30 protein-coding genes and 1 pseudogene are annotated in these 24,289 nt (G+C 44.9%); 8 read left to right on the top strand and 23 right to left on the bottom strand.

Annotated features, from left to right (window positions below):
* Window position 1: 1 nt before the first annotated feature.
* The 5 genes from AAAU26_RS14265 (at window position 2) to AAAU26_RS14245 (ending at window position 4,539) form a co-directional block, all read left to right on the top strand.
* The gene (locus AAAU26_RS14265) at window positions 2-1,474 is read left to right on the top strand and encodes a Y-family DNA polymerase (RefSeq protein WP_217208899.1); all 1,473 of its coding nucleotides are present in this window, start codon (window positions 2-4) and stop codon (window positions 1,472-1,474) included.
* A gap of 11 nt (window positions 1,475-1,485) precedes the next feature.
* Window positions 1,486-2,070 carry an SEC-C metal-binding domain-containing protein gene (locus AAAU26_RS14260; RefSeq protein ID WP_158394574.1) on the top strand — a complete coding sequence of 195 codons (585 nt, stop codon included), beginning with the start codon at window positions 1,486-1,488 and terminating at the stop codon, window positions 2,068-2,070.
* A 17-nt stretch (window positions 2,071-2,087) separates the two neighbouring features.
* Window positions 2,088-2,537, top strand: coding sequence for a YolD-like family protein (locus tag AAAU26_RS14255; RefSeq protein WP_160141190.1), 450 nt, complete (start codon window positions 2,088-2,090; stop codon window positions 2,535-2,537).
* A gap of 668 nt (window positions 2,538-3,205) precedes the next feature.
* Complete coding sequence (dcd, locus tag AAAU26_RS14250) at window positions 3,206-4,150, top strand: dCTP deaminase (protein WP_158394576.1); 945 nt, start codon at window positions 3,206-3,208, stop codon at window positions 4,148-4,150.
* Between the two features lie 2 nt (window positions 4,151-4,152).
* Window positions 4,153-4,539, top strand: a complete 387-nt coding sequence (locus AAAU26_RS14245) for a nucleoside 2-deoxyribosyltransferase (protein ID WP_158394577.1) — start codon at window positions 4,153-4,155, stop codon at window positions 4,537-4,539.
* A gap of 388 nt (window positions 4,540-4,927) precedes the next feature.
* On the opposite strand, the gene AAAU26_RS14240 is transcribed toward AAAU26_RS14245, so the two are convergent.
* From AAAU26_RS14240 to AAAU26_RS14180, 13 genes and pseudogenes are all read right to left on the bottom strand, one after another.
* On the bottom strand, window positions 4,928-5,254 hold the full coding sequence (locus AAAU26_RS14240; RefSeq protein ID WP_158394578.1) for a hypothetical protein: 327 nt from the start codon (window positions 5,252-5,254) through the stop codon (window positions 4,928-4,930).
* Between the two features lie 54 nt (window positions 5,255-5,308).
* Window positions 5,309-6,775: a hypothetical protein gene (locus AAAU26_RS14235; RefSeq protein WP_227618557.1), complete on the bottom strand. Its 1,467-nt coding sequence runs from the start codon at window positions 6,773-6,775 to the stop codon at window positions 5,309-5,311.
* A 633-nt stretch (window positions 6,776-7,408) separates the two neighbouring features.
* The gene (locus AAAU26_RS14230; RefSeq protein ID WP_227618558.1) at window positions 7,409-8,827 is read right to left on the bottom strand and encodes a dTDP-4-dehydrorhamnose 3,5-epimerase family protein; all 1,419 of its coding nucleotides are present in this window, start codon (window positions 8,825-8,827) and stop codon (window positions 7,409-7,411) included.
* 56 nt (window positions 8,828-8,883) lie between these two features.
* Window positions 8,884-9,219, bottom strand: a complete 336-nt coding sequence (locus AAAU26_RS14225; RefSeq protein ID WP_217208875.1) for a hypothetical protein — start codon at window positions 9,217-9,219, stop codon at window positions 8,884-8,886.
* 112 nt (window positions 9,220-9,331) lie between these two features.
* Window positions 9,332-9,610 (bottom strand): hypothetical protein, encoded by a 279-nt coding sequence (locus tag AAAU26_RS14220; protein ID WP_349181109.1) that lies wholly within the window; start codon window positions 9,608-9,610, stop codon window positions 9,332-9,334.
* A complete protein-coding gene (locus AAAU26_RS14215; protein ID WP_227618559.1) occupies window positions 9,565-10,134 on the bottom strand; it encodes a hypothetical protein in 570 nt (189 codons plus the stop codon). Before AAAU26_RS14215 ends, AAAU26_RS14220 begins: the two co-directional genes overlap by 46 nt.
* Before the next feature lie 76 nt (window positions 10,135-10,210).
* Window positions 10,211-10,642 (bottom strand): dTDP-4-dehydrorhamnose 3,5-epimerase family protein, encoded by a 432-nt coding sequence (locus tag AAAU26_RS14210; RefSeq protein ID WP_227618560.1) that lies wholly within the window; start codon window positions 10,640-10,642, stop codon window positions 10,211-10,213.
* A 74-nt stretch (window positions 10,643-10,716) separates the two neighbouring features.
* Window positions 10,717-11,580 carry an AraC family transcriptional regulator gene (locus AAAU26_RS14205; protein ID WP_227618561.1) on the bottom strand — a complete coding sequence of 288 codons (864 nt, stop codon included), beginning with the start codon at window positions 11,578-11,580 and terminating at the stop codon, window positions 10,717-10,719.
* 41 nt (window positions 11,581-11,621) lie between these two features.
* Entirely contained in the window at window positions 11,622-12,620 is a 999-nt protein-coding gene (locus AAAU26_RS14200; RefSeq protein WP_158394582.1) for a caspase family protein, read from the bottom strand.
* A gap of 3 nt (window positions 12,621-12,623) precedes the next feature.
* Window positions 12,624-13,358: an AlbA family DNA-binding domain-containing protein gene (locus AAAU26_RS14195; RefSeq protein ID WP_217208870.1), complete on the bottom strand. Its 735-nt coding sequence runs from the start codon at window positions 13,356-13,358 to the stop codon at window positions 12,624-12,626.
* A 165-nt stretch (window positions 13,359-13,523) separates the two neighbouring features.
* Window positions 13,524-13,967: a BCCT family transporter gene (locus AAAU26_RS14190; protein WP_349181108.1), complete on the bottom strand. Its 444-nt coding sequence runs from the start codon at window positions 13,965-13,967 to the stop codon at window positions 13,524-13,526.
* Between the two features lie 35 nt (window positions 13,968-14,002).
* On the bottom strand, window positions 14,003-14,401 hold the full coding sequence (locus tag AAAU26_RS14185; protein WP_349181110.1) for an NAD-dependent epimerase/dehydratase family protein: 399 nt from the start codon (window positions 14,399-14,401) through the stop codon (window positions 14,003-14,005).
* A gap of 97 nt (window positions 14,402-14,498) precedes the next feature.
* Window positions 14,499-15,941: pseudogene (locus AAAU26_RS14180) on the bottom strand (phage tail tape measure protein); the annotation flags it as partial.
* 278 nt (window positions 15,942-16,219) lie between these two features.
* Between AAAU26_RS14180 and AAAU26_RS14175 the strand changes: the two are divergent.
* Window positions 16,220-17,143: an Abi family protein gene (locus AAAU26_RS14175; protein WP_227618562.1), complete on the top strand. Its 924-nt coding sequence runs from the start codon at window positions 16,220-16,222 to the stop codon at window positions 17,141-17,143.
* Window positions 17,144-17,275: 132 nt separating this feature from the next.
* On the opposite strand, the gene AAAU26_RS14170 is transcribed toward AAAU26_RS14175, so the two are convergent.
* The 6 genes from AAAU26_RS14170 to AAAU26_RS14145 all read right to left on the bottom strand — a co-directional run bounded on the left by AAAU26_RS14170 (window position 17,276) and on the right by AAAU26_RS14145 (window position 19,728).
* Window positions 17,276-17,440 (bottom strand): hypothetical protein, encoded by a 165-nt coding sequence (locus tag AAAU26_RS14170; RefSeq protein WP_173886593.1) that lies wholly within the window; start codon window positions 17,438-17,440, stop codon window positions 17,276-17,278.
* A complete protein-coding gene (locus AAAU26_RS14165) occupies window positions 17,437-17,817 on the bottom strand; it encodes a hypothetical protein (RefSeq protein WP_227618563.1) in 381 nt (126 codons plus the stop codon). Before AAAU26_RS14165 ends, AAAU26_RS14170 begins: the two co-directional genes overlap by 4 nt.
* A gap of 66 nt (window positions 17,818-17,883) precedes the next feature.
* On the bottom strand, window positions 17,884-18,078 hold the full coding sequence (locus tag AAAU26_RS14160) for a hypothetical protein (protein WP_217208862.1): 195 nt from the start codon (window positions 18,076-18,078) through the stop codon (window positions 17,884-17,886).
* Window positions 18,079-18,400: 322 nt separating this feature from the next.
* Entirely contained in the window at window positions 18,401-19,015 is a 615-nt protein-coding gene (locus tag AAAU26_RS14155; protein WP_217208860.1) for a major tail protein, read from the bottom strand.
* Window positions 19,016-19,049: 34 nt separating this feature from the next.
* Complete coding sequence (locus AAAU26_RS14150; protein ID WP_217208854.1) at window positions 19,050-19,367, bottom strand: hypothetical protein; 318 nt, start codon at window positions 19,365-19,367, stop codon at window positions 19,050-19,052.
* A 10-nt stretch (window positions 19,368-19,377) separates the two neighbouring features.
* Entirely contained in the window at window positions 19,378-19,728 is a 351-nt protein-coding gene (locus tag AAAU26_RS14145) for an HK97 gp10 family phage protein (protein ID WP_217208852.1), read from the bottom strand.
* A 27-nt stretch (window positions 19,729-19,755) separates the two neighbouring features.
* Here AAAU26_RS14145 and AAAU26_RS14140 point away from each other — a divergent pair, with 27 nt between their 5' ends.
* Together AAAU26_RS14140 and AAAU26_RS14135 are read left to right on the top strand one after the other, a co-directional pair.
* On the top strand, window positions 19,756-20,502 hold the full coding sequence (locus AAAU26_RS14140) for a hypothetical protein (RefSeq protein WP_217208850.1): 747 nt from the start codon (window positions 19,756-19,758) through the stop codon (window positions 20,500-20,502).
* Complete coding sequence (locus tag AAAU26_RS14135) at window positions 20,486-20,821, top strand: ClpX C4-type zinc finger protein (RefSeq protein ID WP_227618564.1); 336 nt, start codon at window positions 20,486-20,488, stop codon at window positions 20,819-20,821. Before AAAU26_RS14140 ends, AAAU26_RS14135 begins: the two co-directional genes overlap by 17 nt.
* A gap of 68 nt (window positions 20,822-20,889) precedes the next feature.
* Here AAAU26_RS14135 and AAAU26_RS14130 read toward each other — a convergent pair whose 3' ends face one another.
* The 4 genes from AAAU26_RS14130 to AAAU26_RS14115 form a co-directional block, all read right to left on the bottom strand.
* On the bottom strand, window positions 20,890-22,398 hold the full coding sequence (locus AAAU26_RS14130) for a recombinase family protein (protein ID WP_055302675.1): 1,509 nt from the start codon (window positions 22,396-22,398) through the stop codon (window positions 20,890-20,892).
* 89 nt (window positions 22,399-22,487) lie between these two features.
* On the bottom strand, window positions 22,488-22,664 hold the full coding sequence (locus AAAU26_RS14125; RefSeq protein ID WP_167541534.1) for a hypothetical protein: 177 nt from the start codon (window positions 22,662-22,664) through the stop codon (window positions 22,488-22,490).
* A gap of 133 nt (window positions 22,665-22,797) precedes the next feature.
* Window positions 22,798-23,067, bottom strand: coding sequence for a hypothetical protein (locus tag AAAU26_RS14120; RefSeq protein ID WP_015553873.1), 270 nt, complete (start codon window positions 23,065-23,067; stop codon window positions 22,798-22,800).
* A 441-nt stretch (window positions 23,068-23,508) separates the two neighbouring features.
* The gene (locus tag AAAU26_RS14115; protein WP_172681238.1) at window positions 23,509-23,931 is read right to left on the bottom strand and encodes an RNA polymerase sigma factor; all 423 of its coding nucleotides are present in this window, start codon (window positions 23,929-23,931) and stop codon (window positions 23,509-23,511) included.
* Window positions 23,932-24,289 lie beyond the last annotated feature (358 nt).

The raw sequence follows: 24,289 nt of genomic DNA, 5'->3' as shown, positions 1-24,289 counted from the left end.
GATGCAACGCATATATCTTGCAATAGATCTTAAAAGCTATTACGCGAGTGCAGAATGCGCCGCTCGACACCTCGACCCGCTTACCACAAATCTGGTCGTGGCAGATTCCTCCCGCACTGAGAAAACCATCTGTCTCGCTGTGTCTCCTTCCCTGAAAGCCTATGGGATTTCGGGGCGCGCCAGACTATTTGAAGTCATGCAAAAGGTCAAAGAGGTCAATGCGAATCGGTTAAGGGAAGCGGTACGATTAAGAAAGGCTGTGTATAAGGACGGCAAACCATCCTTCTCCTCTGCCTCCTATGATTCCTTATCGCTTGCCGCCGACCCGTCACTCGAACTCTCTTATCTTGTTGCACCACCCCGGATGGCATATTATGAAAAGGTGTCGCGGCAGATTTATGGCATCTACCTCAAGTATATTGCCCCGGAGGACATCGTGGTTTACAGTATCGATGAGGTGTTCATCGATGCCACCTCGTACTTATCCCACTACAATATGACAGCACACGACCTTGCCATGACAATAATCCGGGAAGTGCTTTATACGACTGGCATCACCGCCACTGCCGGGATCGGTACGAATCTATATCTGGCGAAACTGGCAATGGACATCACCGCCAAACACGCCGCGCCAGACAAGGACGGGGTCCGCATCGCTGAACTGGATGAAGAGAGCTTCCGCTATCTCCTCTGGGATTACAAGCCGCTCACAGACTTCTGGATGACCGGTCCCGGCACCGTCAAGCGGCTAGAAAAGCATGGCATCCATACGATGGGCGAGCTGGCATATTTCAGCACCGTCAATCAGGATATCTTATATAGGGAATTCGGTGTTGATGCCGAACTGCTGATCGACCATGCTTGGGGGCTGGAACCCTGCAGCATAAAAGAGATCAAAGCCTACAAACCCAGCACCAACAGTATCTCCGAAGGACTGGTTCTCTCCTGCCCTTACCCATATGACAAAGCCAGAATTATTATCATGGAGATGGCTGACAGCTTAGTATTGCAACTAACAGATAAAGGACTGGTTACGGATAGCCTGACATTGGATGTGGGCTATGACCGGGAAAACTGCGACAGCGGAAAGTACAGAGGTCCGGTACACATTGATCACTACGGCCGCACTGTTCCGAAGGGTGCTCACGGCAGTACGAAGCTGGATAACCCGACCAACCTCGGCAGCCAACTCATCAAGGTGGCCGCCACCCTATTCGACCAAATTGCTGACAAAACCCTAACCGTGCGACGGATCACCATCGCGGCTAACCGTGTGGTCAAGGACGAAGGAATCTTCCAAGTCAATCTATTCACAGACACAACCAAGATGGAAAAGGAAAAGCAGCTCCAAGAGGTCATGCTGGGGCTGAAAAAGAAGTTCGGCAAGAACGCCGTGCTGAAAGGCACAAACTATTTAGACGGAGCCACCATGAAAGAACGGAATAAGCAAATCGGTGGCCATCGTGCCGAGTAAAGGAGATTCGTATGATAAGAGAAACTACTCCTGCAAGAATCACACAGGTTATTATAGATTTCTGTGCTTCTATCACATCTGATTCGTCACCGGAATACATCGATGTTTGTCCAGCATCTTGGGCCACTCCTAATGAGTGCTTTAATAATGTTCCTCGGATGGTCAAACAATATGGTGGCTCGATGATTTCTGGTTGGGCGGTATGGCAACGCGGAAACATGCTCCTTGATGCCGAGGCCCACGCCATTTGGAGAACACCTGATGGCAAACTTATTGATATAACCCCACATAGTTATAACGAAAAGCGAATTCTCTTCTTGTTTGATTCTTCCGTTTGCTATCATGGAATTACCATTCCGAGTCACCGACAAGCTCTTACTAATTCTCCTTTGGTGGCAGAACTCATTCGCCTCTGCACTGTAAGGGATCACGCCATGCAGACATCTATATTTGGAGACAGATACACTTTGCCTGTTGATTGGTATGATCAAGTCAGGGCATTAGAGTTTATATTTGCACAAGAGGTTGGCCGTAATGATCCTTGTCCATGTGGCTCCGGTCTGAAATACAAGAAGTGCTGCGGACAGTTTCAATAATGAGCGGAGGGAGTACAATGGACTACAAGAACACGCCAGAAGGCAGAGCGGTTCAATCTAAATACGCCGACCTACTCTCCCTCTCCCGGCCGGCTCCCATCAAATCACGCATGACTATCCAAAACCGAGCCAAGATTTTCAGCCCGTTTGCTGCTCTGCGCGGTTATGAGGATGAGATTGCGTCTGAGGGGAAGGACCACTTGAAAGTCCAGCGGATAGAACTATCTGAAGAAGAAAAGGCCAAACTGTCCGACACACTCTGCCGTCTCAGGAAAGGCCAGCCAATTTCTGTCCGTTATTTTATCGGCGGCTACTATGAGAATATTTCCGGCACTGTCGAGGTCATCGACCCAGTTGCCAGCGAACTGCGAATCTCGACTGGCACAAAGACTTCTCTTGGCAAAGACCTATCGACCATCATCCCGTTTGGTGATATACTTACTTTGACGGAGGTAACTCCCTCATGAACTACTTTTACTGCGATGCCTGCCACTACTGCTTTGAGGCAAACACACTGCCAGACCGCTGTCCAGACTGCGGAGCAGTCACTCGCAATGATAAGCCAGCAGTGCGACCGGCGAGTAACAATGAAATAGATGAACTGCTCCGCATCCGGGCAGAAGACAATGATTGATTTGGGAGGTACTACTACGCTTACACGTCAATTATACGATGAAATCACACGATGCAAAGACCGCATCATGGGCTGTTCTTCTCACAAGGAAGCCACTCCATACTTAAATCGTCTTCAGTTTTTGAGCAACTGTCTGACCAGGCCTGCAAGGAATGTCGCTTCTTCCCTGTATTCCATGTTGAACGAATACTGCAAGCAGGGCAGTGACAAAGAAAGGTATTCACAGTTCGTCCTGCAGGACATCAGCAAACTCAAAGATTTCATAGAAGGCAAATATTGAAGGCGTTCCGTCTGTGTTTTTATTGTAACCCTATAACATCGCTAGGCTTGTTCTATTAATTTCACTTGATGCTACTACTTTATCATGCTATACTAGAATTATAGTTATAATGTATTTTTGTTCATTCTCAATATGTCAGTTCACAAAGCGAAAGAATCTGTGATTATTTTTTAACCTCACAACATGAATTAAAATAATACCCGGAAGGAGTAAAGCCGAGAATGTCCGATATTTTATATGATAGCGGCGTATTGTCAGATGTTGACATAAGAGAATTTTGGGGAAAAGGTATAGAAATTGATACATATCAAAAAGGCGATTGGGCATTTGATTTAGATAAACAACTTCAACTCGGTTCAATCGATTTACGCTTTCGTCCTGACTATAAGAAGTTCAATTTAAACGAAAAGGATACTATCAAATATGATAGTATCCTTCAAAAGAGATATACTACTCCATACGACCTAGATGTTGACGAAAACCTAGTTCTCAATCCTGGGGATGTTGTATTAACAACAACACTAGAAACTGTCAGGCTATCCGAAGAATTTGCAGGAATTCTTACTGGACGCAGCAGCATTGCCCGTCTAGGAATCATGGTTCATTGTTGCCAAGAATTCATCAATCCGGGGCATGGACAGCCAATTCCCTTGCAGTTAATCAACCTATCTCCACGGACAGTCGAATTGGATCGTAGAATTCCTATTTGTCAACTGGTCATCCTCAAGCTCCGAACACCATCATCCGGTCGATACAAAGAAAGTATCCGTGCGAAATACTCAGAAGAAACCGACGCTCAAGAATCCAAAGTATATGAAGATATTCCCTGTCCAATACATAACAAAGATGGGTCTTTAACGCAAGCCAAAATGGAACCATCTAAAGCTGTACATAAAGAGAATGATCTCACTTCTCAAAAAGAGGACATCGAAAACTCTTCTCAGAAAATTTTCGCAAACAACATAAAACTTAAAACACTCTTAAATCATTATTTAACACCATTTTTGCCATCATTAATTATGGGTTTATTTATAACACCTTTTTTCATTTCTTTTGTCAACAAAATGACATTACTAGATTTTCTCACACAAATGCAAAGTGCCCCCTTATCTATAATAATCGCCATTTTACTTTTTATATTATACATTTTTCTAAAGAAGGAATAGTTATGAAAGTTTATATCGCATCAAAGTATATTGCACATAAAAAAATAAATAACGAGATATACCAAGCTCTAAAGAACAATGGCATTGATGCATTTCTCCCTGAAACCATCAATAATAATGCAACGGACAAAGAGAATATGCTTCTTGTTTCAGAGAAATGTTTCTCTGAAATCGAAATTTGTGACATCATATTAGCGGTTTGTCCTTTCGGAAAAAGTGTATCATGTGAAATCGGATATGCGATTGCACTAAAGAAAAAATATTTTCCCAACAAGAAAATAATCGCGTTAAATATAGATTTCAAAGAGGAAGCAATGTTGTATCCTTATATTGATATTAGCGTGAATGGAATTTCCGAATTAATTTCCGTACTAAAGTCAATTGTTTAAAAAATATGCGATGAAAATTGTAAAGTAGTACGCAGTCATAAGCCTTCTGTTGAAAGGTAACGCCGTTTAGTGCGTTAATAGATTCTAGGAAATTTCAAAAAAAATGAAAAAATCGCAGAAATTAAGATGTGGTAAGATCCTAACAGAAGAACCTCTTGAATGTTTCTTTCTGCGACCAAACTCTATTCTTACATATTGTCATATAACTTAAACCCTTTTGAGCATTTTGGTTTCGAGGTTCTCATTTTTGGGGGAGGGGATCAACGGGTGCTTATTGACTGCTTATGTATTTTTGTGCTCGCAAGTTTTATTTCCGTTACAAATTATATATCCGTAATGCAAAAAGCCGTGCGACTGTCCCCCGAGAGATAGCCACGCGGCAATTCATTTATTTCAGTTTTTCGAGAATCTCATCTGCACTCATTCCGCTGGCCAACAGCTTCTTCACGAGGTTTTCTGCTTCGTTCTTCTTCGCCACTTCGGCGGCCTTCTGATCGGCGGTTGCTTTCTTGGATTCCAGCTTCGTCAGTTCTTTCTGGGCAGACTTGAGAGCAGTCTTCTTCTTTTTCAGGTCAACTTTCAGTGTGTCGATGTTGGCGGTAATGGAAGTGATTTCGGCAGTCAGAGAAGCGATGGATTCCTGCTTTTCTGCGATTTGGGATGTGAAGTCGGTGGTGATCTTCGGTTTATTCTTGCCGCCTTTGGTTCTGGGCATAAGTGTGTCCTTCTTTCATTTATAATTTACGAGTCAATAAAGTCTAATGAGCAATTAACCCATAATACGATTTTTTATTCTACTTTTTAAATCTTTTTCATACTTAGAATACAAAGGTATTTTCCCATTTTCAATAGTCGCATTTGTATATGTGTAATCATACCATCTTTCTGGCTTGCTAAGCTGCTCTATCAGTTCTGGTAATAAACTTGTATTCTGCAAAATCATGCATTCAATTGCTCGAAGGGGAAGCACTTTTATATGGCTACAAATATAGTTTTTTTCTTCGGTATCTAAGGTTTCTGTTTTTTCAAGTATTTCATATACTTTTTCATACACCTTTTTTCTGGAAACAACGGCATCTTCTAGGACAACTACAATACCGAATATTTTATCTTTTAAATATTGTTTATCCAATTGAAAACATCCCTGCAAATAATTGTTAATTTGATTATAAATTTGTATTACATCTTCTGCATAAATCTCAATATCCGCTTCGATTTCCGCAACATCAAATTTTCTCAACTTTAAGCTTGGTGTAATTGCCTTTGTATCATAGAAAATCACATTGTCTCCCTCAGCTGCAATAACATCAGAAGTCAAGAGTTTATCTTTTCCCTTTTTGTATAGCAGTTCTGGTGATATCCATGTAACTGTATCAAGTTGTCTTACAATATTATAAAGATAGCTTTCGATTACTTCTTTTCCTATAGCTCGCCGCAACTTATTATCTCTAAATGTCACCCGATTTAACATTGACTCAGTCACTGCATTCACTACAAGATATGGCGATGGAATGTATGTAAAATCTTTTCCTGATATAAATGGATAAAGATACTGAATTTTCAATCCATAATATTGATCAATTATATTATCCTTATACAGCGAAAATAGTTCCTTTTTATAATCATCTTTTTCGATAGAAAGTAATCTCACAGCATCTGTATCAGAAAAAGCTTTCTCAAGTATCTTCTGAATTGTAGACTCTTCAAGTTTATCCTGAACTTCTTGGCTAAACCCATAAAACACAAGAAAGGCAAGTTCTTCTAGTTGCTCATAAGCAACTCCCATTTTATCAAAAAGCACCTTTCTCATATCTAAATTACTATTTTGGAAAGTAAAAAAATAATGATACCTATATAGTTTTTGAATAAAAACTCCCTGAACCGGAAACTGCTGCAATGCAGAGATCATCATAAAAAACTCCGGATAATCTCCGCTTTCTTCCGCTGCGGTTAAACCTTCATGCCAGTAATTCCTTATCAAAGTAATCGTTTCTGCAAATGTTTTTCCGTCTAGTTCTTCTGATGCACAATCATTATCATAAACTATTGAATAAGCCGCAAATGCCTCAATTTCCCAGGGCATGATATTTTCTTCACAAGCCTTGTTCAAATCAACCATCGAGCGGCTCATAATTCTACTTGAGTATTTTTGGCAAACTAACATCTTGCTATCTAATGTATATCTCCCAAGAATCTTCAAAAAATCCAAGTTATGGTGAACAAGATTTTCTTCCACCAAGATTCCTCCTTCACATTGTATCCAATGATTTGCATGTTATAGTATCAATTAATACCTTGTCTTATCTCTATAAACATATTTTAGACATTACTTAACTTCTTTGCATCTTAGCCACATTCTCATGTGTTGCCTGCTGCTCACCACGGAGAGGTATGCAAAGTTTCGAGCAGCAATGGGAGCTCACGCTCCCACAATTCATGTGATAGATCCATAGCGCTTCCACAACGTGGACACCTTGGAAATTCCGCGCCCTACTTATAGGAACACACCTCATTCACCTTCCTCGGCCACCGGTAAGTAGGGGAAAGCAGAAGCTCATGCAGTACTCGTGTGGACCGTACATCCCAATTCCAGTTATCATCGAACCAATCTAATTTATTTTTCATGTGATTTACACCTCCAATGAGTATTGTAGAATCGTGGGTATCAACGCTTTTGCGACCGCTGTGGACAAAGGTTGAACTGGAGTGGTTTTGATGATGTAGAAGTACGGTACATAGGGTGGGACGGAGTCGAGGATAAAGATTAGTTTTATGATTTAATTAAACCACACTTCACCAGTTCTTACAAGGACTTGGCACTTTTATCTTTTTCGGAGAGGATATATTCCATTACTGGCCACGGATTCGTTTACCAGTTGAATTCCGAATCGTACCTCACGGCTTTAGCCGCAGCAGCACAGAAATCGTTATCCACACACCACTGCATCAGGGTGTCATCTTCCAAGGTCAGATATCCGTGGGCGAAGCCTCTCGGAATGTACATCTGTTTCTGGTTTTCAAAGGACAGAATCTCTCCATACGCATGACCGTAGTTTTCTCCGGGTCTCAAATCCACAGCCACATTAAATATGCTCCCGTGCAGACAAGATACCAGCTTTGCCTGCACGTATTCACCCTCTTGAAAGTGTAGTCCACGCAGCGTTCCAGCTTTTTTGCTGAATCCTTGGTTGATTTGAAGCACATGGAATCCCTCTGCTGACACAGACATCCATCCCCGGAAGTCTTCAAAACGCCGTGTTTCAATTATTATTGGCTTTCTGTACTCCCTTGGACTGATGCCTTCTACTTTTCGGAACATCCGGCTGAAGTAGTTTGCATCCGCCATTCCTACTGCCGCACCGATTTCATCCACAGTCATGTCCGTAAATCGGAGCAGCTGCTTGGCTCTGGTGATCCGCTTTGAGATCAGATAGTTGTTGACCGTCGTTCCATATGTTTCTCTAAAGATTTTGGACAAGTAGAACTTATTGATAAAGAAGTGTTCAGACAGATCATCCAGTGCGATTTTTTCCGTGTAATGCTCGTCCAGATACTCCTTCACGGCTGCTAATTCCAGCCGCTTTCGGCTCACCGTCATGCTCTCTGGATGCCATGACTGTTCCATCAGGAGAGTTAACAGAGTACCCAACTTCTCATTGATCCGCACGTCTCGTATGTAATCGGAAGATAATGCCAAATCGTAGATATCCGTCAGAAGTGTAGTGAACGGTTCAATATCCGCCGGGTGGAACACAGGTCGGCCGCCTCGCTCTTTGTACTTTTCATATACAGCTGGAAGAGATGGTGCATAGAAGTGGCACCACTGGAGCGACCAAAGGTCATCCGAGGTGGAATGGCTATAGGCTTTTCGGCAGTCAATGAACACACAGTCTCCTGCTCCCAGTTCATAATCCACACCTTCGTATTTCAGACTGCCTTTTCCAGATAGAACCACAAAACACAAAAAGGACACCAGGTCGGTTCGGGTCGAGGTATAGCCGAATAAGAGTGTGTTTTCATAAATACCGCTTTTTGCGCCTTGCGGAAGAGTCTCAAATTCTTCGATTTCGCAAACATAACAGCATTTGTACCCCTCCGAGAATTTTCCAATAAAATCCGCCATGGACATCATTCCCTGAAGAAGTTTGACATAACCTTGATTCGATGGCTGAGAGGAGTTCTTGCTCAATCGAATGTTGAAATCGACATACTGGTCAAACCCACTGCCTTTCGTCTGCACATTGGCACGGTTTTCAATACTCTGAAGACCACACTGATAGCTATACATACATCACAGTGAGGGATTTTTTATTTCCATTGCAACCTATATGGAACGAATCGCACTTACGTCATAGCTTCCATCATGAGCCTGATTCCGACTTTCATGCCTTCCTCAAAAGCAGTCTTCTCCCATGCACAGCACACCGTTCCCTGCTGGTCCATGATTTTTTCCCAAAGTGGAATCTTATCTCCAACATAGTCATCTACCAACCTATCCATACCATCCAAGCCACGCATCCACTCTTCCAGTTCCTTTTCTTTTTCCTTTGCGACTTTTCCGGCAACTGTGTTTTTCTCTACTGGGTTGTTTTCCGTGTAATGCTCGTAGATCAGATCCAGCAGATTTTCTACAGGCGGATAATACTCTGGTTCCGTTTTCTTCAAATACTCTTCCAGCATCTCTTTCAGTTTTTCTATAATGCTACCTACCTTCCTAACCGTGAGCCATACATTCTGCTCCCTGGTTAGGATGGATATTACCTCACAGTTCTATACATAGCAGCTGAATTTTTCATTGCTTACCAATATTTTGCTTCGGGTGCTTCATCTTCTCCTTCACCTCATCTGGCACATCGATCAGCCCGAACCGGTAGAACATTCCGAATATGTAAGTTACGCCCCGGATATCGCCCAGAGCTTTCGGGCGATCTACCACTTCTCCTTTTATATTCCCCAGTGCAAGCAATACCGAACTCCACGTCAGGCTCTTGCTACCTTCTCGACGATCGATCCACAGTTCTTTGGTCAGTTCCCCATTCCGCCCGGTCTTGATCTTATAGGAAAACGGCAATCCGGATATCGTCTTGAACCGGTATCCTTGAAAAGCAACCACACACTTCCAGAGATGCTGTTCATCATGACCGCTCTGCAACGCTTCAACTGCTTTCTTCCTCTGCCGCATTCGTCGAAGCCCCTCTGCCATAACGCTGATCTGGTCTCGATCACAAAATCCTCTCTGAAATACACGCCTTTCTTATAAGGTAAATAAGAAGTCACCGATGCCTTTGACAGATTTAGCTCTGCTGCCACCGCTTCCAACGCTTCTTTATAAGGTATTCCCCGTTTTCCCTCAAAAGCAGAATTCACCGCATCTGCAATTTCAGATTCATAAACACCGGCTGTGATCAATAGCTTTCGCACCTTGATGGGATTGAGAGATAGTATGTCTGCGATTGTCTGAAGGGAATTATTGGTATAGAGAGCCACAGCCGCTTCCATCTGTTCCTGCAGGATAGCTGCCGCATCATAGCTCGGCTTCAACGGTTTCCGGCCGGCACCGGGTTTTCTTGGTTTATATGGTCTTTTATCTCCCACAAAAATTCTCCAATCTCACAGCATTCCGATCTTTTTCCGATATTATATACTCAGCTCCCGGCCACGTATCACCTTCTCAGACAAAATCCGAATCATACCGCACAGCCTTGGCAGCTTCACCGCAGAAATCATTATCCACACACCACTGCATCAAGGTATCATCTTCCAACGTCAGATACCCATGAGCGAAACCACGCGGTATGTACATCTGCTTTCGATTTTCAAAAGACAGCACCGCACTGTAAGCATGACCATAGGTTTCCCCCGGGCGCAGATCCACAGCCACATTGAAAATCGAACCATGCAGGCAGGACACCAGCTTCGCCTGTGCGTGTTCCCCTTCCTGAAAATGCATACCACGCAGCGTGAACGCTTTCTTGCTGTATCCCTGGTTGATCTGTCGAACAGTGAAATTTATAGATTGGTCGTATGGCACGGCAAGATATCCTCTGAAGTCTTCAAAGGCCGGGGCTGTGAGTATTATTGGCTTCGCCTGTCTTGTATTCATCGTTGCACCTCTTTTTTTATTTTCGTTTCAAACTATATGCTTTTTAGGAAAACACAGGGTGTTCTCCCCTGTGTTCACCACTGCTTCCGATATTCTCTTGGACTGATTCCCTCTACTTTTCGGAACATCCGACTAAAATAGTTTGCATCTCCCATGCCGACCGCAACACCAACTTCATCCACAGTCATATCTGTGAAGCGAAGCAGCTGCTTGGCTCTGGTGATCCGCTTTGAGATCAGATAGTTATTGACTGTTGTTCCGTAAGTCTCTTTGAAGATTTTGGATAGATAGAACTTGTTAATAAAGAACTTTTCTGCCAACTCTTCCAGCATAATTTTCTCTGTAAAGTGTTCGTCCAGATATTCCTTCACGGCTGCCAGTTCCATTCTCTTCCGGCTCACCGTCACGCTCTCTGGATGCCAGGACTGTTCCACTAGGAGAGTCAATAGACTTCCCAGCTTCTCATTGATCCGCATATCCCGGATGTAATCAGATGAGGAAGCTAAGTTATAGCGGTCTGTTAGGAGTAATGTGAAGGGTGTTAGATCATCTGGGTGGAACACAGGGCGACCACTACGCTCTTTATATTTCTCATACACAGCTGGAAGGGATGGTGCGTAGAAGTGGCACCATTGGAGCGACCAGAGATCATTGGATGTGGAATGGCTGTAAGCCTTTCGACAATCGATGAACACACAGTCTCCCTCACTCAGCTGATATGTTTGCTCCTCATAGGAAAGCTCTCCCTTGCCAGACAGAACGATAAAGCAAAGAAACGACACCAAATCCTCTCTCTGGGATACATGTGGGTGAACAGCCTGCAAAGAGCCGACCTCTTGCAAATGGAGCAAGGATGTTCTGGCAAAGGTTGATGGCGTGTAAATGATTCGGGAGGAACTTACGGAAGAAGACTGTGGGTTGAATAATTCTTGATCCATATTACGTCTCCTTATCCTTTCCTGCCAACTCGTATAATTTCTTAACTCTTTGATGCAAAACTTGATGTGTGATAAAATTCTCCCATTACTACCGGATTTCCTTTATACTTCCATCTATAATCATCAAATGTAAAGCCTAAATTCAACACCTGTCTCAAAATAAACTTTTCAAACTCATCATCGCTATTAAAGTATATTCCACCAGGTTTTTCACTTTTTTGTCTATTATATATTCTCATAACATCGGAGATACTACAGTTGATTTTAATACTCAAATCAATTAAAGTCTCTGCAGAATATGCATTTCTCACAGTTTTATAAATCCAGTCATCGATCTGATCTCTTGTCATTATATTAAAATAGAAATCATTTTTTAGAGATGTATTTTCCCATGGTATTTGAGCACCTTTTGTTAGAGCAATTACATCTTTCCTTACTTCTTTAAACATATCTTCTATTTTTATGTTCGGCTGCTCGATATGACGCAATAAGCATTCTGTATAGAATCCGTTTCCATTTTCATCAGCCGCACAACCAGCGGTCTTATTGGGAGCTGTTGCAAAAGCAACAAACGTTCCACTACCTGCTTTCATTTCTGCCAGTCCCGTTCCAACAATATCACGAGCAAAACCCGGCTCAGAACGACACGCATCCAAAATCATAATATTGTTCTTTTCCGGATGAGCATCCATATAATCTTGTACAACTCTCATTCCCACAAGTTGCGTTGCCACAAAAATTGCTTTAATTGGATTATATGTACAGTCAATAGGAACAAAATAATTCTCTCCATCTATTTGTACACCATGTCCCGTATAATAAAGCAACACTGTCGAATATAGGTCTGCATTCTTAAGAAATTCAGAAATAATATTGAACAATTCCGCTCTATTTTGATTTTCTGCAAAAAAGACATCGAAATTCAACCGTTCTAGGGCACCGCGCATATCCTCTCCGTCTTTCTTACATGACTTCAATTTAGGCTGCGTAATGTACGCAGAATTGGCAATTACCAATGCCACACCTTTTTTATTTATCATTCTTCAATTCCCCGTATCGTTTAAAAAATATATTAAAGACGTTTGCTCCATGCCATCCACATTTGGAACCGCACGGTCATAAATCATGCCATTAAACAAATCATCGAAATTCAACTTTCCTTCTCTGTACAGATCATACATCGGAACGCAATCACTTCTAAATGTGGCTGGAATCAACTGTACAAGTGCAAATAGTTTCTTCATTTCTGTAATGTGTTCTTCCAGTCGTTCTTTTCTAAAGCTCTTGATATCTTCTGACAGCATTGCCTGCTTTTTGTTCCCATGCCTTATGTAGAAATGAAACTGTCCTTCTGGTTCTTCTGTAATATATGGTTTGTACAGTCCTCGTTGAATATGAAGTACCACAATATATTTGTCATCTTGTAATGAAATGAACGAAAAGGTCACATCCGGCACAGTTGGGCGAATCGCCTGTAGTTCATTCCGGCGATCCAATTCAAAGTGATCAATATTAGGAATCGAAATCCCCGCTAATATACTGGCTACTCCAGAAGTTTCTCCGATTCCATAAAATATGTATCCTCCATCTGCATTCGCAAAGGAACAAACATCATTTCTAAATTCAGCTTGTTTTTCTTTCTTATTATTCTTATCTAAAAGCGGTGCAAAATTTACCTTATAATCAATAAAATTATTCTCTCGATAGGCATCATTACTAAGAAGAACCTGAAGATCGTCCGCAGTCCATTCTCCAAATTCTTTATTATTTATCCTCATTTGGTTTATTCCTCCTATCCAGAGTTGCATCTTCACATCTCAGCCAGTCATAAGACCGTTGCCTGCTGCTCACCTCGTAGCGGTGTGCATTTCCGAGCAGCTACCGTGTGGGATAACCACACGGTCTTTTATCCAATTATACTACCGACTCACATATTTCTCCAGTTATTTCTCCCTTTTTTCTTTTGCCGACTTTTCCAAATTTTCCATGTATTTTTTAGCATCCTTCATAAAGCTCACTGCAATCATCACAATTACAGCACCTATCGGGAATGCTGCCACAATACTCACTGATTGAAGATTATTCATGGAACTTTCTGCAAACAGCAAAGCAATCGGAAGCAAAATAAGCAGAACACACCACATCAACTGAATGCCTTTATTCGGTTGTTCGCCATCCTCCAGTGTGTGATAGCTATAGCAGGATGCTGTCAAAGCAATCGAATCAAACGAGGTCGCATAGAAAGCAACCATCGTCAGCAACACAACTACCATGATAACAGGTGCACCCGGCATTGTTTTGATGATAGACACAATCATGCCATACAGATCTCCGCTTTCCAGATACTGTGCAATAAAGTCAGCCTTTCCAGTGACTTGCATTCCCATAGAATAGTTTTCCTCCCTTCATTTACTGCAACATTTTATTTTAATGCACCTGTCGGCTTAAACTCCGTTCCCATTTTTTCGTGTTCATAAATTTTTGCATCGACAAGGAACCTATCATAGTCAATAAAATCAAACTGGTTCTGCCCCATTGTAAACGGAAACTCCGTTTTGCCTTCTTTTTCTGCTGCCGTGATTTTAGAGAAAATAGAGCAGCCAAACTCAGAATGACCTACAATGTAATAGCCACGCAGCCACTGCCAGTTCGTGTGTTTACCGTTAGTCATCATCGCTACACAATTACGAAGTGCATCCTTACCAATGCCATAAAGACTCATGGGATGGCAGGGAGTATTTTCATTGATACTGCCCTCAAAGAAGCCAATCTCGTGCATTGTGCCCATAACGCTAATCTTAGCGATACCCGCATCAACCATTTGCTTCAAGAAATGGTAATGCTTCGGCAAATCCGCAATATGATTCTCCGAGTAGTGGACAAAACCATCTCTCCATGCCAGATGAAGAAGGACATTCCCTGGTACTTTCATCCATGCTGTTGAGCTTGTCCACGAACTGCTGCACGGCAGATACGATCTTGCGGATGGTTGGCATCAGGATATCGCCAAAAGAAATAGCCAGCTCCTCCAGCTGAGATTTCAGGATGGTGAGCTGACCATTTAAGTTGTCCTGCATGGTTTCTGCCATGCTCTCGGATGCGCCGTCACAGTTTTCAATGGCACCACGCAGTTTGTTGATGTCCGTCTCGCTGGAATTCATCAGGGCAAGGAAGCCGGACATGGCATTCTTGCCGACCAGTGCCTCTGCGTTGGCGGCCTTCTCAGATTCCGACAGCCCAGAAAATGCCACACGGCAATCCGCAAGGATGTCGTTCAGGCTTCTCATGCTGCCATCCGCGTTGCTGGTCGCAATCGTGACCTCACCGATGTTCTTGCCCACAAAGGTCACTTCACCGGAAAGGCTGTTCATGATGGTACGAAGGGAAGTACCAGCCTGAGAAGCCTTGATACCACTGTTTGCCATCAGACCGATGGCTTCTGCGGTATCCTCTGCCGAGAACCCAAGCGCACCGGCGATAGGCGCACAGTACTTGAACGTCTCGCCCATCATGCTGACATTGGTGTTCGCATTGGAGGAAGCGGCTGCAAGGATATCTGCAAAATGCCCGGAATCCGCCGCAGACAAACCGAAAGCGGTAAGGGCATCGGTGACAATATCCGAAGTCGTAGCGAGGTCTTCACCCGAAGCCGCCGCGAGGTTCATGATACCTTCGATACCATTCAGCATATCCCCCGTTTTCCATCCGGCCATGGCCATGTACTCCATCGCCGAGGCCGCCTCGGATGCAGAGAACTTTGTCTTTGCACCCATTTCACGGGCTTTTGCACGAAGCTGGTCGAAGTCATCCCCTGTCGCACCGGAAATGGCAGAAACCTTACTCATTTCGGAATCGAAATCGGCTGCGGTCTTCACTGCGGCAGTGCCAAGACCCGTTACAGCGGCAGTCACCGGCAGGAACTTCTTACCGACATTTTCTACAGAAGATCCGATGTCCTGTAGCTTTTCTCCGGCTTCATCGATCTTAGCAAGAGTCGCATTCGTGGTCGCCGCCTGGTCCTGTAAGGATCGCAGATTCTGTTCGGTCTCCACGATCTCACGCTGGAGGGCATCGTACTGCTGCTGGGTGATCTCACCGTTGGCAAGCTGCTCATTGGCCTGCTGTGCGGCAGTCTTCAGAGTTGCCAGTTTTTCCTTGGTAGCTTCAATGGCATCCTTCAGCATCTTCTGCTTCTGGACGACCAGTTCTGTATTGGAGGGGTCCAGTTTCAGGAGTTTGTTGACATCCTTCAGTCCGGACTGCGTCCCCTTGATTGACTTGTTTACACTTTCCAGTGCTTTGGAGAGCTTCGTGGTATCGCCGCCGATCTCAACGGTGATGCCCTGGATTCTGGATGCCATGCGGATGACCACCTCCTCGTTTTGGGCATAAGAAAAGCCCATCTGCGTAAAACAGACAGGCAAATACTGTGTATCAATTCAAATTGTTCAGCATATAATAAACACGAAGCAACGTTGCGGTTTTTCTCTTCAAAGTCTTGACTTTTTAGATGCAAACTGCTATACTATGCCTCAGTGATCAGGTTTCAGATACTCGCGAGGACTGAGACCGGGGGGAGGACCTGTTGGCCCTCCTCTTTTCTTTTTATCACGAGTTTACCGAATGCGAGGCAAAGGAGATGCCTAATCAATTACAGAATGATCGCTTTAGAACATACGATCAGCAAATAGATATTCTTAAGAATCAAAAGGGACTCATTATTTCTGATGAAACCATCACCAAGGAGTCTTTAATTAACATCGGCTATTTTTCCCTTATTGGTGGTTATAAATATCCATTTAAGAACCCCATGACTCGGAAATACATTAATACTACTTTTGAGGATATCTATGCTCTCTATAAGTTTGACAGAGAACTCCGAGAACTTACTTTTAAATACCTGTGCGAAGTAGAAATGAAAATTCGTCAGGTTATTTCCTATTGTTTTTGTCAGCATCACGGGGATAGTCAAACTCACTACATATCAACTGCAAGCTACCGTTCTAAGCCGAAATATGCTCGCGATATCGCAGTGTTAACGAATATTCTCAGTAAAATAGCCATTCGAGATACAGATCATTCGTATCTCGTCCATCAGCGAAATGCACATCAAAATGTTCCGCTTTGGGTTGCTGTGAATGCATTGACTTTTGGGCAAATATCTAAAATGTATTCGCTTTTGCCCTTCTCCCTGCAAAGTGCTGTTGCCCAAGAATATCCTCATGTAAACGAAAAGGAACTGGAACAGTTCTTAAGATGTTTAACCTTTTACAGAAACGTATGCGCACACAATGAGTGTCTTTATTGTTTCTCTTCTCGCCGTGATATTCCGGACACCAATCTTCATCGCAAACTCAATATTCCCAAAACTGGAACACAGTACACTCAGGGAAAACGAGATTATTTCGCTTTAGTTATAGCCTTCCGCTATCTTCTCTCTGACGATAGCTTTAAGAAATTCAAAAAAGCCTTGTTAGCCTCATTCGCACATATCAAAAAGAAAGCTCCCGACTCACGCAGCAGCAACTGTATGATAAGCTTGGCTTTCCAAGTAATTGGATGAAACTGACTCAATACAAACGATAAAGACTTTCCCGCCCAGTCATCAACGGCTGAGCGGGATTTTTCTTTACGCTCACTCGACGAACGTGCTTATTTCATTTGCGATATAAGCACGTTCGTCTGTTTTTTCGCCTTAGAACCGGTCAAAGTCCTCCTGCGATGCCAGTTCCTTATACGGATACTCGTCGTTCTGCCGCTCCGTAAACATATCATTGACCAACCCGATGGTCAGCAGGTCGAGGTCGGCGATGCTGATACCGAGCTGTACACAGCGCAGCAGAAAGAGCGGGGTGGTCATTTCCCGCTCACTTTTTCGAGGTTTTTTCTGGATTCCACCTCCGTCTGCACGTTCAGACCCCACAGTTCGATCAGCTGGGGCAGGATCTGGTAGATGGAGAAGGTGTTGAACTGGTCCAGAAACTCCTCCGGGCTGTCCGGCACCTTTGCCGGGTCCGCATGACGAGCCATCAGCCATGTCAGGTCCTCGAACATCTCCAGACTGAACAGGTCGAGGTTGGAATTGTCCTCATCGTTCTCCCCCACGCTCTTTTCCAGCTGGCGCAGGTCTTTATAAATGTCACGGCCAAACTTGATGCGGTACAGGCGCGGCACGGCGGCACTTGCCTTAAAAGTGACTTCCTTGCCATCGATCTCGATTTTCTTCGTAACTGCCATAATCGTAATCCTCCAAAATTTCATGTAAAATTGGCAGAGCCGAAGCCCTGCCGTATATCGTGTTTCTTACTCTGCCGGGTCAATGCTCACCAGTGCATTACCGCCGCTCACAGTAGGCAGCTTACCATCCCACTTCTGGATCTTCTGGTACTCGATCAGCGTATCGGACAGGCTTTCTGCCAGTTTGCGGTTTGCCTCTGCCTGTGCTTCTGCGGCAATGGAAGTCTTCTGGGCTTCCGCCTCTGCATTGGTGATTGCCACCTGCTTATCCGCTTCTGCCTTGGCAATGGCGGCTTCACTCTCGATCTTCTGCTTATCTGCATTCTGCTGTGCAATGGACTTCTGCTGGATGGCTTCGTTATAAGCATGCAGAAGTTGAGCTTGCCGCTCTGAATGGTGGTTTTCTGGATCTGACCGAAGCTGGTCTTCACGCCCGTGTAACCGGTGGGGATGATGTGGAACGAGCAGACAGCCAGCACCAGAACGATGATCACTGCGAACAAAGGAAAAAACTTCTTCATAATCGTATACCTCTTTATAATAATGTAAGCAGAGCCGAAGCCCTGCAGTGTGTGTCGGTCACTTAGCCCTGCGGCTCCTCGGTGTGACTGGTGTCTTCGGTGTCCACAGCTTCTGCCTGCGGCTCGTAGACCGCATCGTACCATTTGTTATAGACATCATCGGTGGTGTTGGTGCCGGTCTTTGCCTTGACATAACCGTTTGCCAGAGGGGTTGCCTGCAGGTTCAGGGTGTCCGTCTTGACTTCCTTGCTGTCCTCATTGGTCTCACCCTCGATGGACGGACGGCTTGCCACACAGTTGTACGGCACATGACGGATGTGACGCTGATCGCCATCAAACTCGAACAGGAATGCGAAATGCTCCAGTTCCACATTGGCGTTTTCCGCAAGCACACCGTTGCCATCCAGCTCCTCGTGCATGATGTCCGTGAGGAAGCTCTCCGGAATCAGCGCGATTTCCAGATCCCCCTCATAGCCGGAGTTGTTATTCACGACATAGTAGGCGATATTGTCCGCATAGAACGGCTCGATCTCGCCATTGGCATCCATAGAAAGACTGACTGCACCAGGGATGCGGACCGGCTTTGCGTAGGTGACGCTGCCATCTTCGTCAAAGGTCGCCTTGGCATAATGGCAGTTTTTCAGGCCAAATTTGACCTTATTGCTTTTCTTCGACATAGTGTTCCTCCCATAAAAATATCCTGCATGAGCATCACACAGTCAGCTCATACAGGACTTCATACATCTTTTCGGTTTCGATCCAGACCTCACTTTTCTCATAATAGAGTTCATGCAAAGTCAGGACTTCTTCAATAGTTGCTTCCATATCCGGGTCTTTGTAATCGGTGTACACCTCGATGTCCAGCCGGTTGAAGTGGTGATACACAAGGTTATCCGCACCGAAATTCTCGGCTTTCGGATACAGGAAGCAGATAAACGGTGGATCAGGGCTCTCCCCTTCTGCGAAATGGTCATACGCATAAGGAAGCCCCATCTCCTCCACCAGAGCTTTTACTTCTTCGTGGGTCATTGGTTTCTCCTCACTTTAGTGCCTTTTCGATGAGGGACTGGAGCTGCTCGATACCTGCTTGTTCAGCCGGGGCAATATGCGGTCTTCCTGCCACACGGCCGCCGCCGCGCTTGGCATGTCCCTTTTCCAACAGATGTGCCAGCTGGTAGCGGTTCTTGGAATGCACCACCATCTGAAGGCTCTGGCTGGATTCGGACTGTTTGGTCGCCACCCAGCTTCCCTTGTACGCGCCCGTCCTGGACGGTGCATTGGCCGAGATCTGGTCTTTGACCGTTTTGGCAGATTTGCGGACTGCCTTCTTGACTTCGGTGGAGGCAAGGGTCGCATATTCTTTTAATCCCTCGTTGATGGCGTCAGCCATATTCACGGAGAAAAGAACAGCGCAATCTTGATTCGTCAGAACTTACTGCCGGATAACGATAAACAGTCCTTTTACTGGTTTCTCTGGCACGAACTTGGGCATTGGTATACTAGAAACACTGAACCAGATGATTTGCGCCGCTATAGTAATCCGAATCTTCTTGATGCTGTCACGCTCAGTGATCGCCTTCGCGGTGTCAATACCACTATCACACAACTCAAACAAGATGGGTACTGGTTCTGGCAGGAATTTATTGCTGAGGCAATCTCACAGTATGTTTCCGGAGAATATGATGCACAGCAATTCGACACTTCTCAGCCAATTGAATGGCGTTCTAGCGCCTATCTTCCCATTATACTTTATCTCGATTCAATGCTTGATGCGGCATTTTCTCCTGATGATTTGGTAGACGAATATGCTCTCACTCATTATTTTGCCAACCTTCTCATGCGCGATGTAATTGTCCTGTTCGAAAAAGCGGCTGAAGCCGGAGAGCTTATACCTGATACCATCGATGGTTTTGAAATTCCAGATGTTCCGGATGCTTCGATGGACCCGACAAGGATTTCTGATATTGAATTTGAAGAATTTCAGCCTGCTATGCGGGAGTTACATAAATTATTAAAGTACCAAGTACAAAAGGAACGCTTCTGGGAAGTTGATGAAAACTTCCTGTTAGAACTCGGAAGGCACATCAAGAAACTTCGGGATATTAAAATTCAGATTATTGCCACTATCGAGTTGGAGAATCAGTACGATGACACCAGTGTATAAAACAACTGACGACCTACTTTCCGACTACAACAGCCTACCGGAAATCGAACAGAACCGTGTCGGAAAGTACCTCAAGAATCTGGTTCGGATTCATAAGGCTATAGCATCACTCAACTTTGCCGATAGGCAGGTAAACTGGGAACTGAGCAAGCAGCGAATCGAGCCTTACACTGAAGCTGAAGAAATCAAATGCAGCTTCTGCGGCAAGTCCAGTAATGAAGTTGAGAAGATGATTGTTGCTTCGGATGATGTCTGTATCTGCAATGAGTGTGTTGGCCTATGCAGCGAGGTGCTGCAAGAGGAAATTGACAAAAAATAAAGTAAACATCGGTGTACAAGGGGTACAAACGAGATAAAATAGAAATGAGGGGCGATAGAGCGGAAATATCAGATTTTCCACTCTATCTGAACACGGTCGCTGGTGGCCTTGATTGTAGAGATCAAACCATCGGCGGCTTTTCTTTTGTCGTCAAAATCTATGCTGTCCCAGTTGTCGAGATAATAGGATAACTTCTTTATCTGCTGGGGAGATATGGTTTCAACGCTCAATTCAGCGATTGCCTTTGAAATGGTCTGGCGTCGGGTGTCCAGTTCTTCAATTTTTTTGTTAGCGTAGGCAAGCAAGGTCGCATTGGCTCCGGTTAGCGTATCCAGCAGCTTTTCAATTTCTGCCTCCACCTGTGCCAGCTCCACTTGATAGGCGGTCAGTTTCGGATTGACTTTTTCCTCTCTGCCGTGGAGTATCTGAAAGTCTTTGAACTTTTCCTGCATGGCCGAGAAAATGAATTGCTCAAATTCTTCTTTGCGGATTTTTCCGCAGCCCGGACAGCCTTTGTTTTCCGTCCGTTTGGTACAGCGGAAATATCCGGTGCTGTTTGGTACATGGGTGGCTTTCAGAGCATACCCACAATGCCCGCATTTGATTTTTCCGGCCAACCAAGTATTTTTCGGTTTCCGTCCCTGCTGGAAGGTGGTATTTGCCATAAGTTTTTTCCGGCATTTAAGCCATGTGTCAGAGGAAATGAGTGCTTCGTGTGGAGCGATAACAAGTATCTGGTCTTTTAAGCACCTGTCCTTGTCCTCCTTCACATCCCGCCCCTGATAGAGATAGCAGCCGTTTGTTCCGGCAAAGTCGGAAGCGTCATTGACAATCGCTGCGCCCTGGCTCTTGAAAAATTCGTACAGCTCCAAATCGGCCTGTGCGTAAACGGGGTTTCTTAAAAGCTGGGAAAGAAATGTACGGAACATGGATTTGCCATAAATTTTTATGTCATGTTCCTCGAAGTATCGGGTAATATCTCCGAAGGAGGTTTCCGGTTCAGCGTACATTTCAAACATCAGCCGAACATGGTCGGCGGCTACGGGGTCGGCAACCATTTTCTTTGTGCGGATACCCTCTACCACAGTAGGCTCCAACTGATAACCGTATGGTGCCTGTCCGCTCATGTGAAAGCCTTTCAGGCACCGTGAATAGTAGGCGTCTGTGACACGCTTCTGAATTGTTTCACGTTCAAGCTGGGCGAATACAATGCAGATATTCAGCATGGCCCGGCCCATCGGGGTCGAAGTATCAAACTTTTCCGTGGAGGATATAAACTCCACATCGTACTCTTGAAACAGCTCCATCATCGTTGCAAAGTCCAGAATAGAGCGGCTTATACGGTCCAGCTTGTACACGATGACCCGCCGAACCTTTCCCTTGCGGATCTCGCCCAGCAGCTTTTGAAACTCCGGCCTGTCCGTGTTCTTACCGGAATAGCCTTTGTCCTTGAATACCCGGCAGCTCCCACCTTTCAATTCATACTTGCAAAAGTCGATCTGACTTTCAATGCTGATACTGTCCTTGCGATCTACTGACTGTCTTGCGTAAATACAATCTTCTCTGATAAATTCCATATTGGGCTCCTTTCCTTGTTGGAATGGAGCTACCAACCTTACAACTATATTATACCATCAGCAGCCCCGGACAACAATGTTGCGAATGATTAGGGAAACCTGTCCCCATATTTGCTGAACACCTCAAAAAGGCAGCGCTCAATTTCTTTTTTGCGCTGTTCTTTCTCCTTCGGTGGAAGCACCGGCGTGAGGCTTTCCAGCACAATGATCTTCCCTTGAAATGCGACAGACTTTGTTTCTCGTTCATAAGTGACAGCTTGCGTCATTGAAAACCTCCTTTGCGAAAGTGCGTGTATATGCCAGCCTTTCCCACTTGTCCCGTGGGGAAATGTCAAAAGACGGCACCCAGCAGGTGCCGCCCTTTGAGCTTTCTCCACTTCGGGTCAATGTGGCCCGAGGTCAGTAAGGACTGGAAAGGTACTTTTCTTTGGCATCCTCCACGCTGTTGAGGTCGAATACTTCATAAAGCTGCCCCACAACACGCCGTATATCCTTCTTTGAAAATCCGCAGTTCTCCATTGCCATAATGACATAACCACGGCAGGCGCCATTGCTCCATTCGTCCGGTTCCAAGCCGGGGATCATTCCAAACGCATTTCCCATAAAGTGCTCCTTTTTTGAAAAGATGGGGAGCCGCGCCGGATCGGTTGGCCTATCATCAGACAGCATTGCCGGGGGCTCCCCATAGGTTTTCACTTCATTTCAGACACACCGGACGGGCATAGGCTTCATGCCCCATAGTATTTCAACTCTCCCCATTCTGATGGCAAGGCGTTCTCATTGCCTGCGACGGCTCACGGCTTGCAAGACCGCTTCAACGCTCGGACTGTGACTAAACGCAAGTATCCGGGTTCTGCGCCTGTTCCGGTGGAGCCAGCCTTGCCCCACCTATGGCATGGACCTGTTCGCTCGCTCAGTTTTACAAAGACTGTATTCTTTGAAATCCGAGGTCATGGCGGGTCTGTCACACAGCGCGTTCCCCTTCGTATCCGGGTGTCTTTTTATTCAATTTTCAATCTGCATGAGGCTTGTCTGAACCTCGGGCCATTGTGACCCGAAGTGTTTTGCCTCTCATAAGCCATTTCATTTTCCGGCCTAAATCGGTACGCCTTACAAAGAATTTTTCAAAATTTTTTCTAAGTGCCGCAGACCTCGCTCGATTGCGACACGAACCACTTTTTCATGGACGCCCTCTGCCCGGGCAATGTCCTGTTTGGTCATGCCGAGAATGAAATGGGCGTAAATCCGTTTTGCCTGTTTGTCTGGCAGACTGGTAATCGCTGCGTGAAGTTCCTGCATGGTCACTTTCCGCTCATACAGTTCATGGGGAGATAAAGCGACAAAGACAGCCTCATGTTCCAGCCCGTCATCCCGATCAAGGGAATAGTAGGCTTTGTGGCGGTATGTACGCAGCCGATAAGCAGCCTCTTTACGATCAAACTCTTTGAACATTTCTGCAACTTCTTCCGATACTTCCATGAAGCAATCCGATGTATAGAATGGGTAATAGTCCCGCAAATTGATAATAGCCATATTGACCTCCGTTTCGGTTGTTGGTTGACGAGTGACCGAAACGAAGGCGGCGGGGAGCGGCACCGGGGAATGACTTCGGGCCAACATGACCCGAAGCAGCCCCATAAGAACGCAAAAGCGCCCGGGCGGCATGAAGCCACACGGACGCATGAAATGACATAATAGTTAAGGTTCCAACAAATTTCGCATACATAGCCGGAATAACCCGGAGGCGGGGCTATGCTTTTTTTAACTGATGTAGGTCATGGGCACTGTGAAAAAAGGCAAAGATAGACACGGCGGCAATCCTCCTATATGCCGCCGTGGATTTACACGGTGTTAGGTCGTCGTTGGTTTAGCGTAGACGAAAAGAAACGGC

Source organism: Faecalibacterium longum (assembly GCF_040094125.1).
Taxonomy (GTDB): Bacteria; Bacillota; Clostridia; order Oscillospirales; family Ruminococcaceae; genus Faecalibacterium; species Faecalibacterium longum.
The sequence above is the reverse complement of the archived record's forward strand: the minus strand, read 5'-3'. Positions and strand labels throughout refer to the sequence as shown.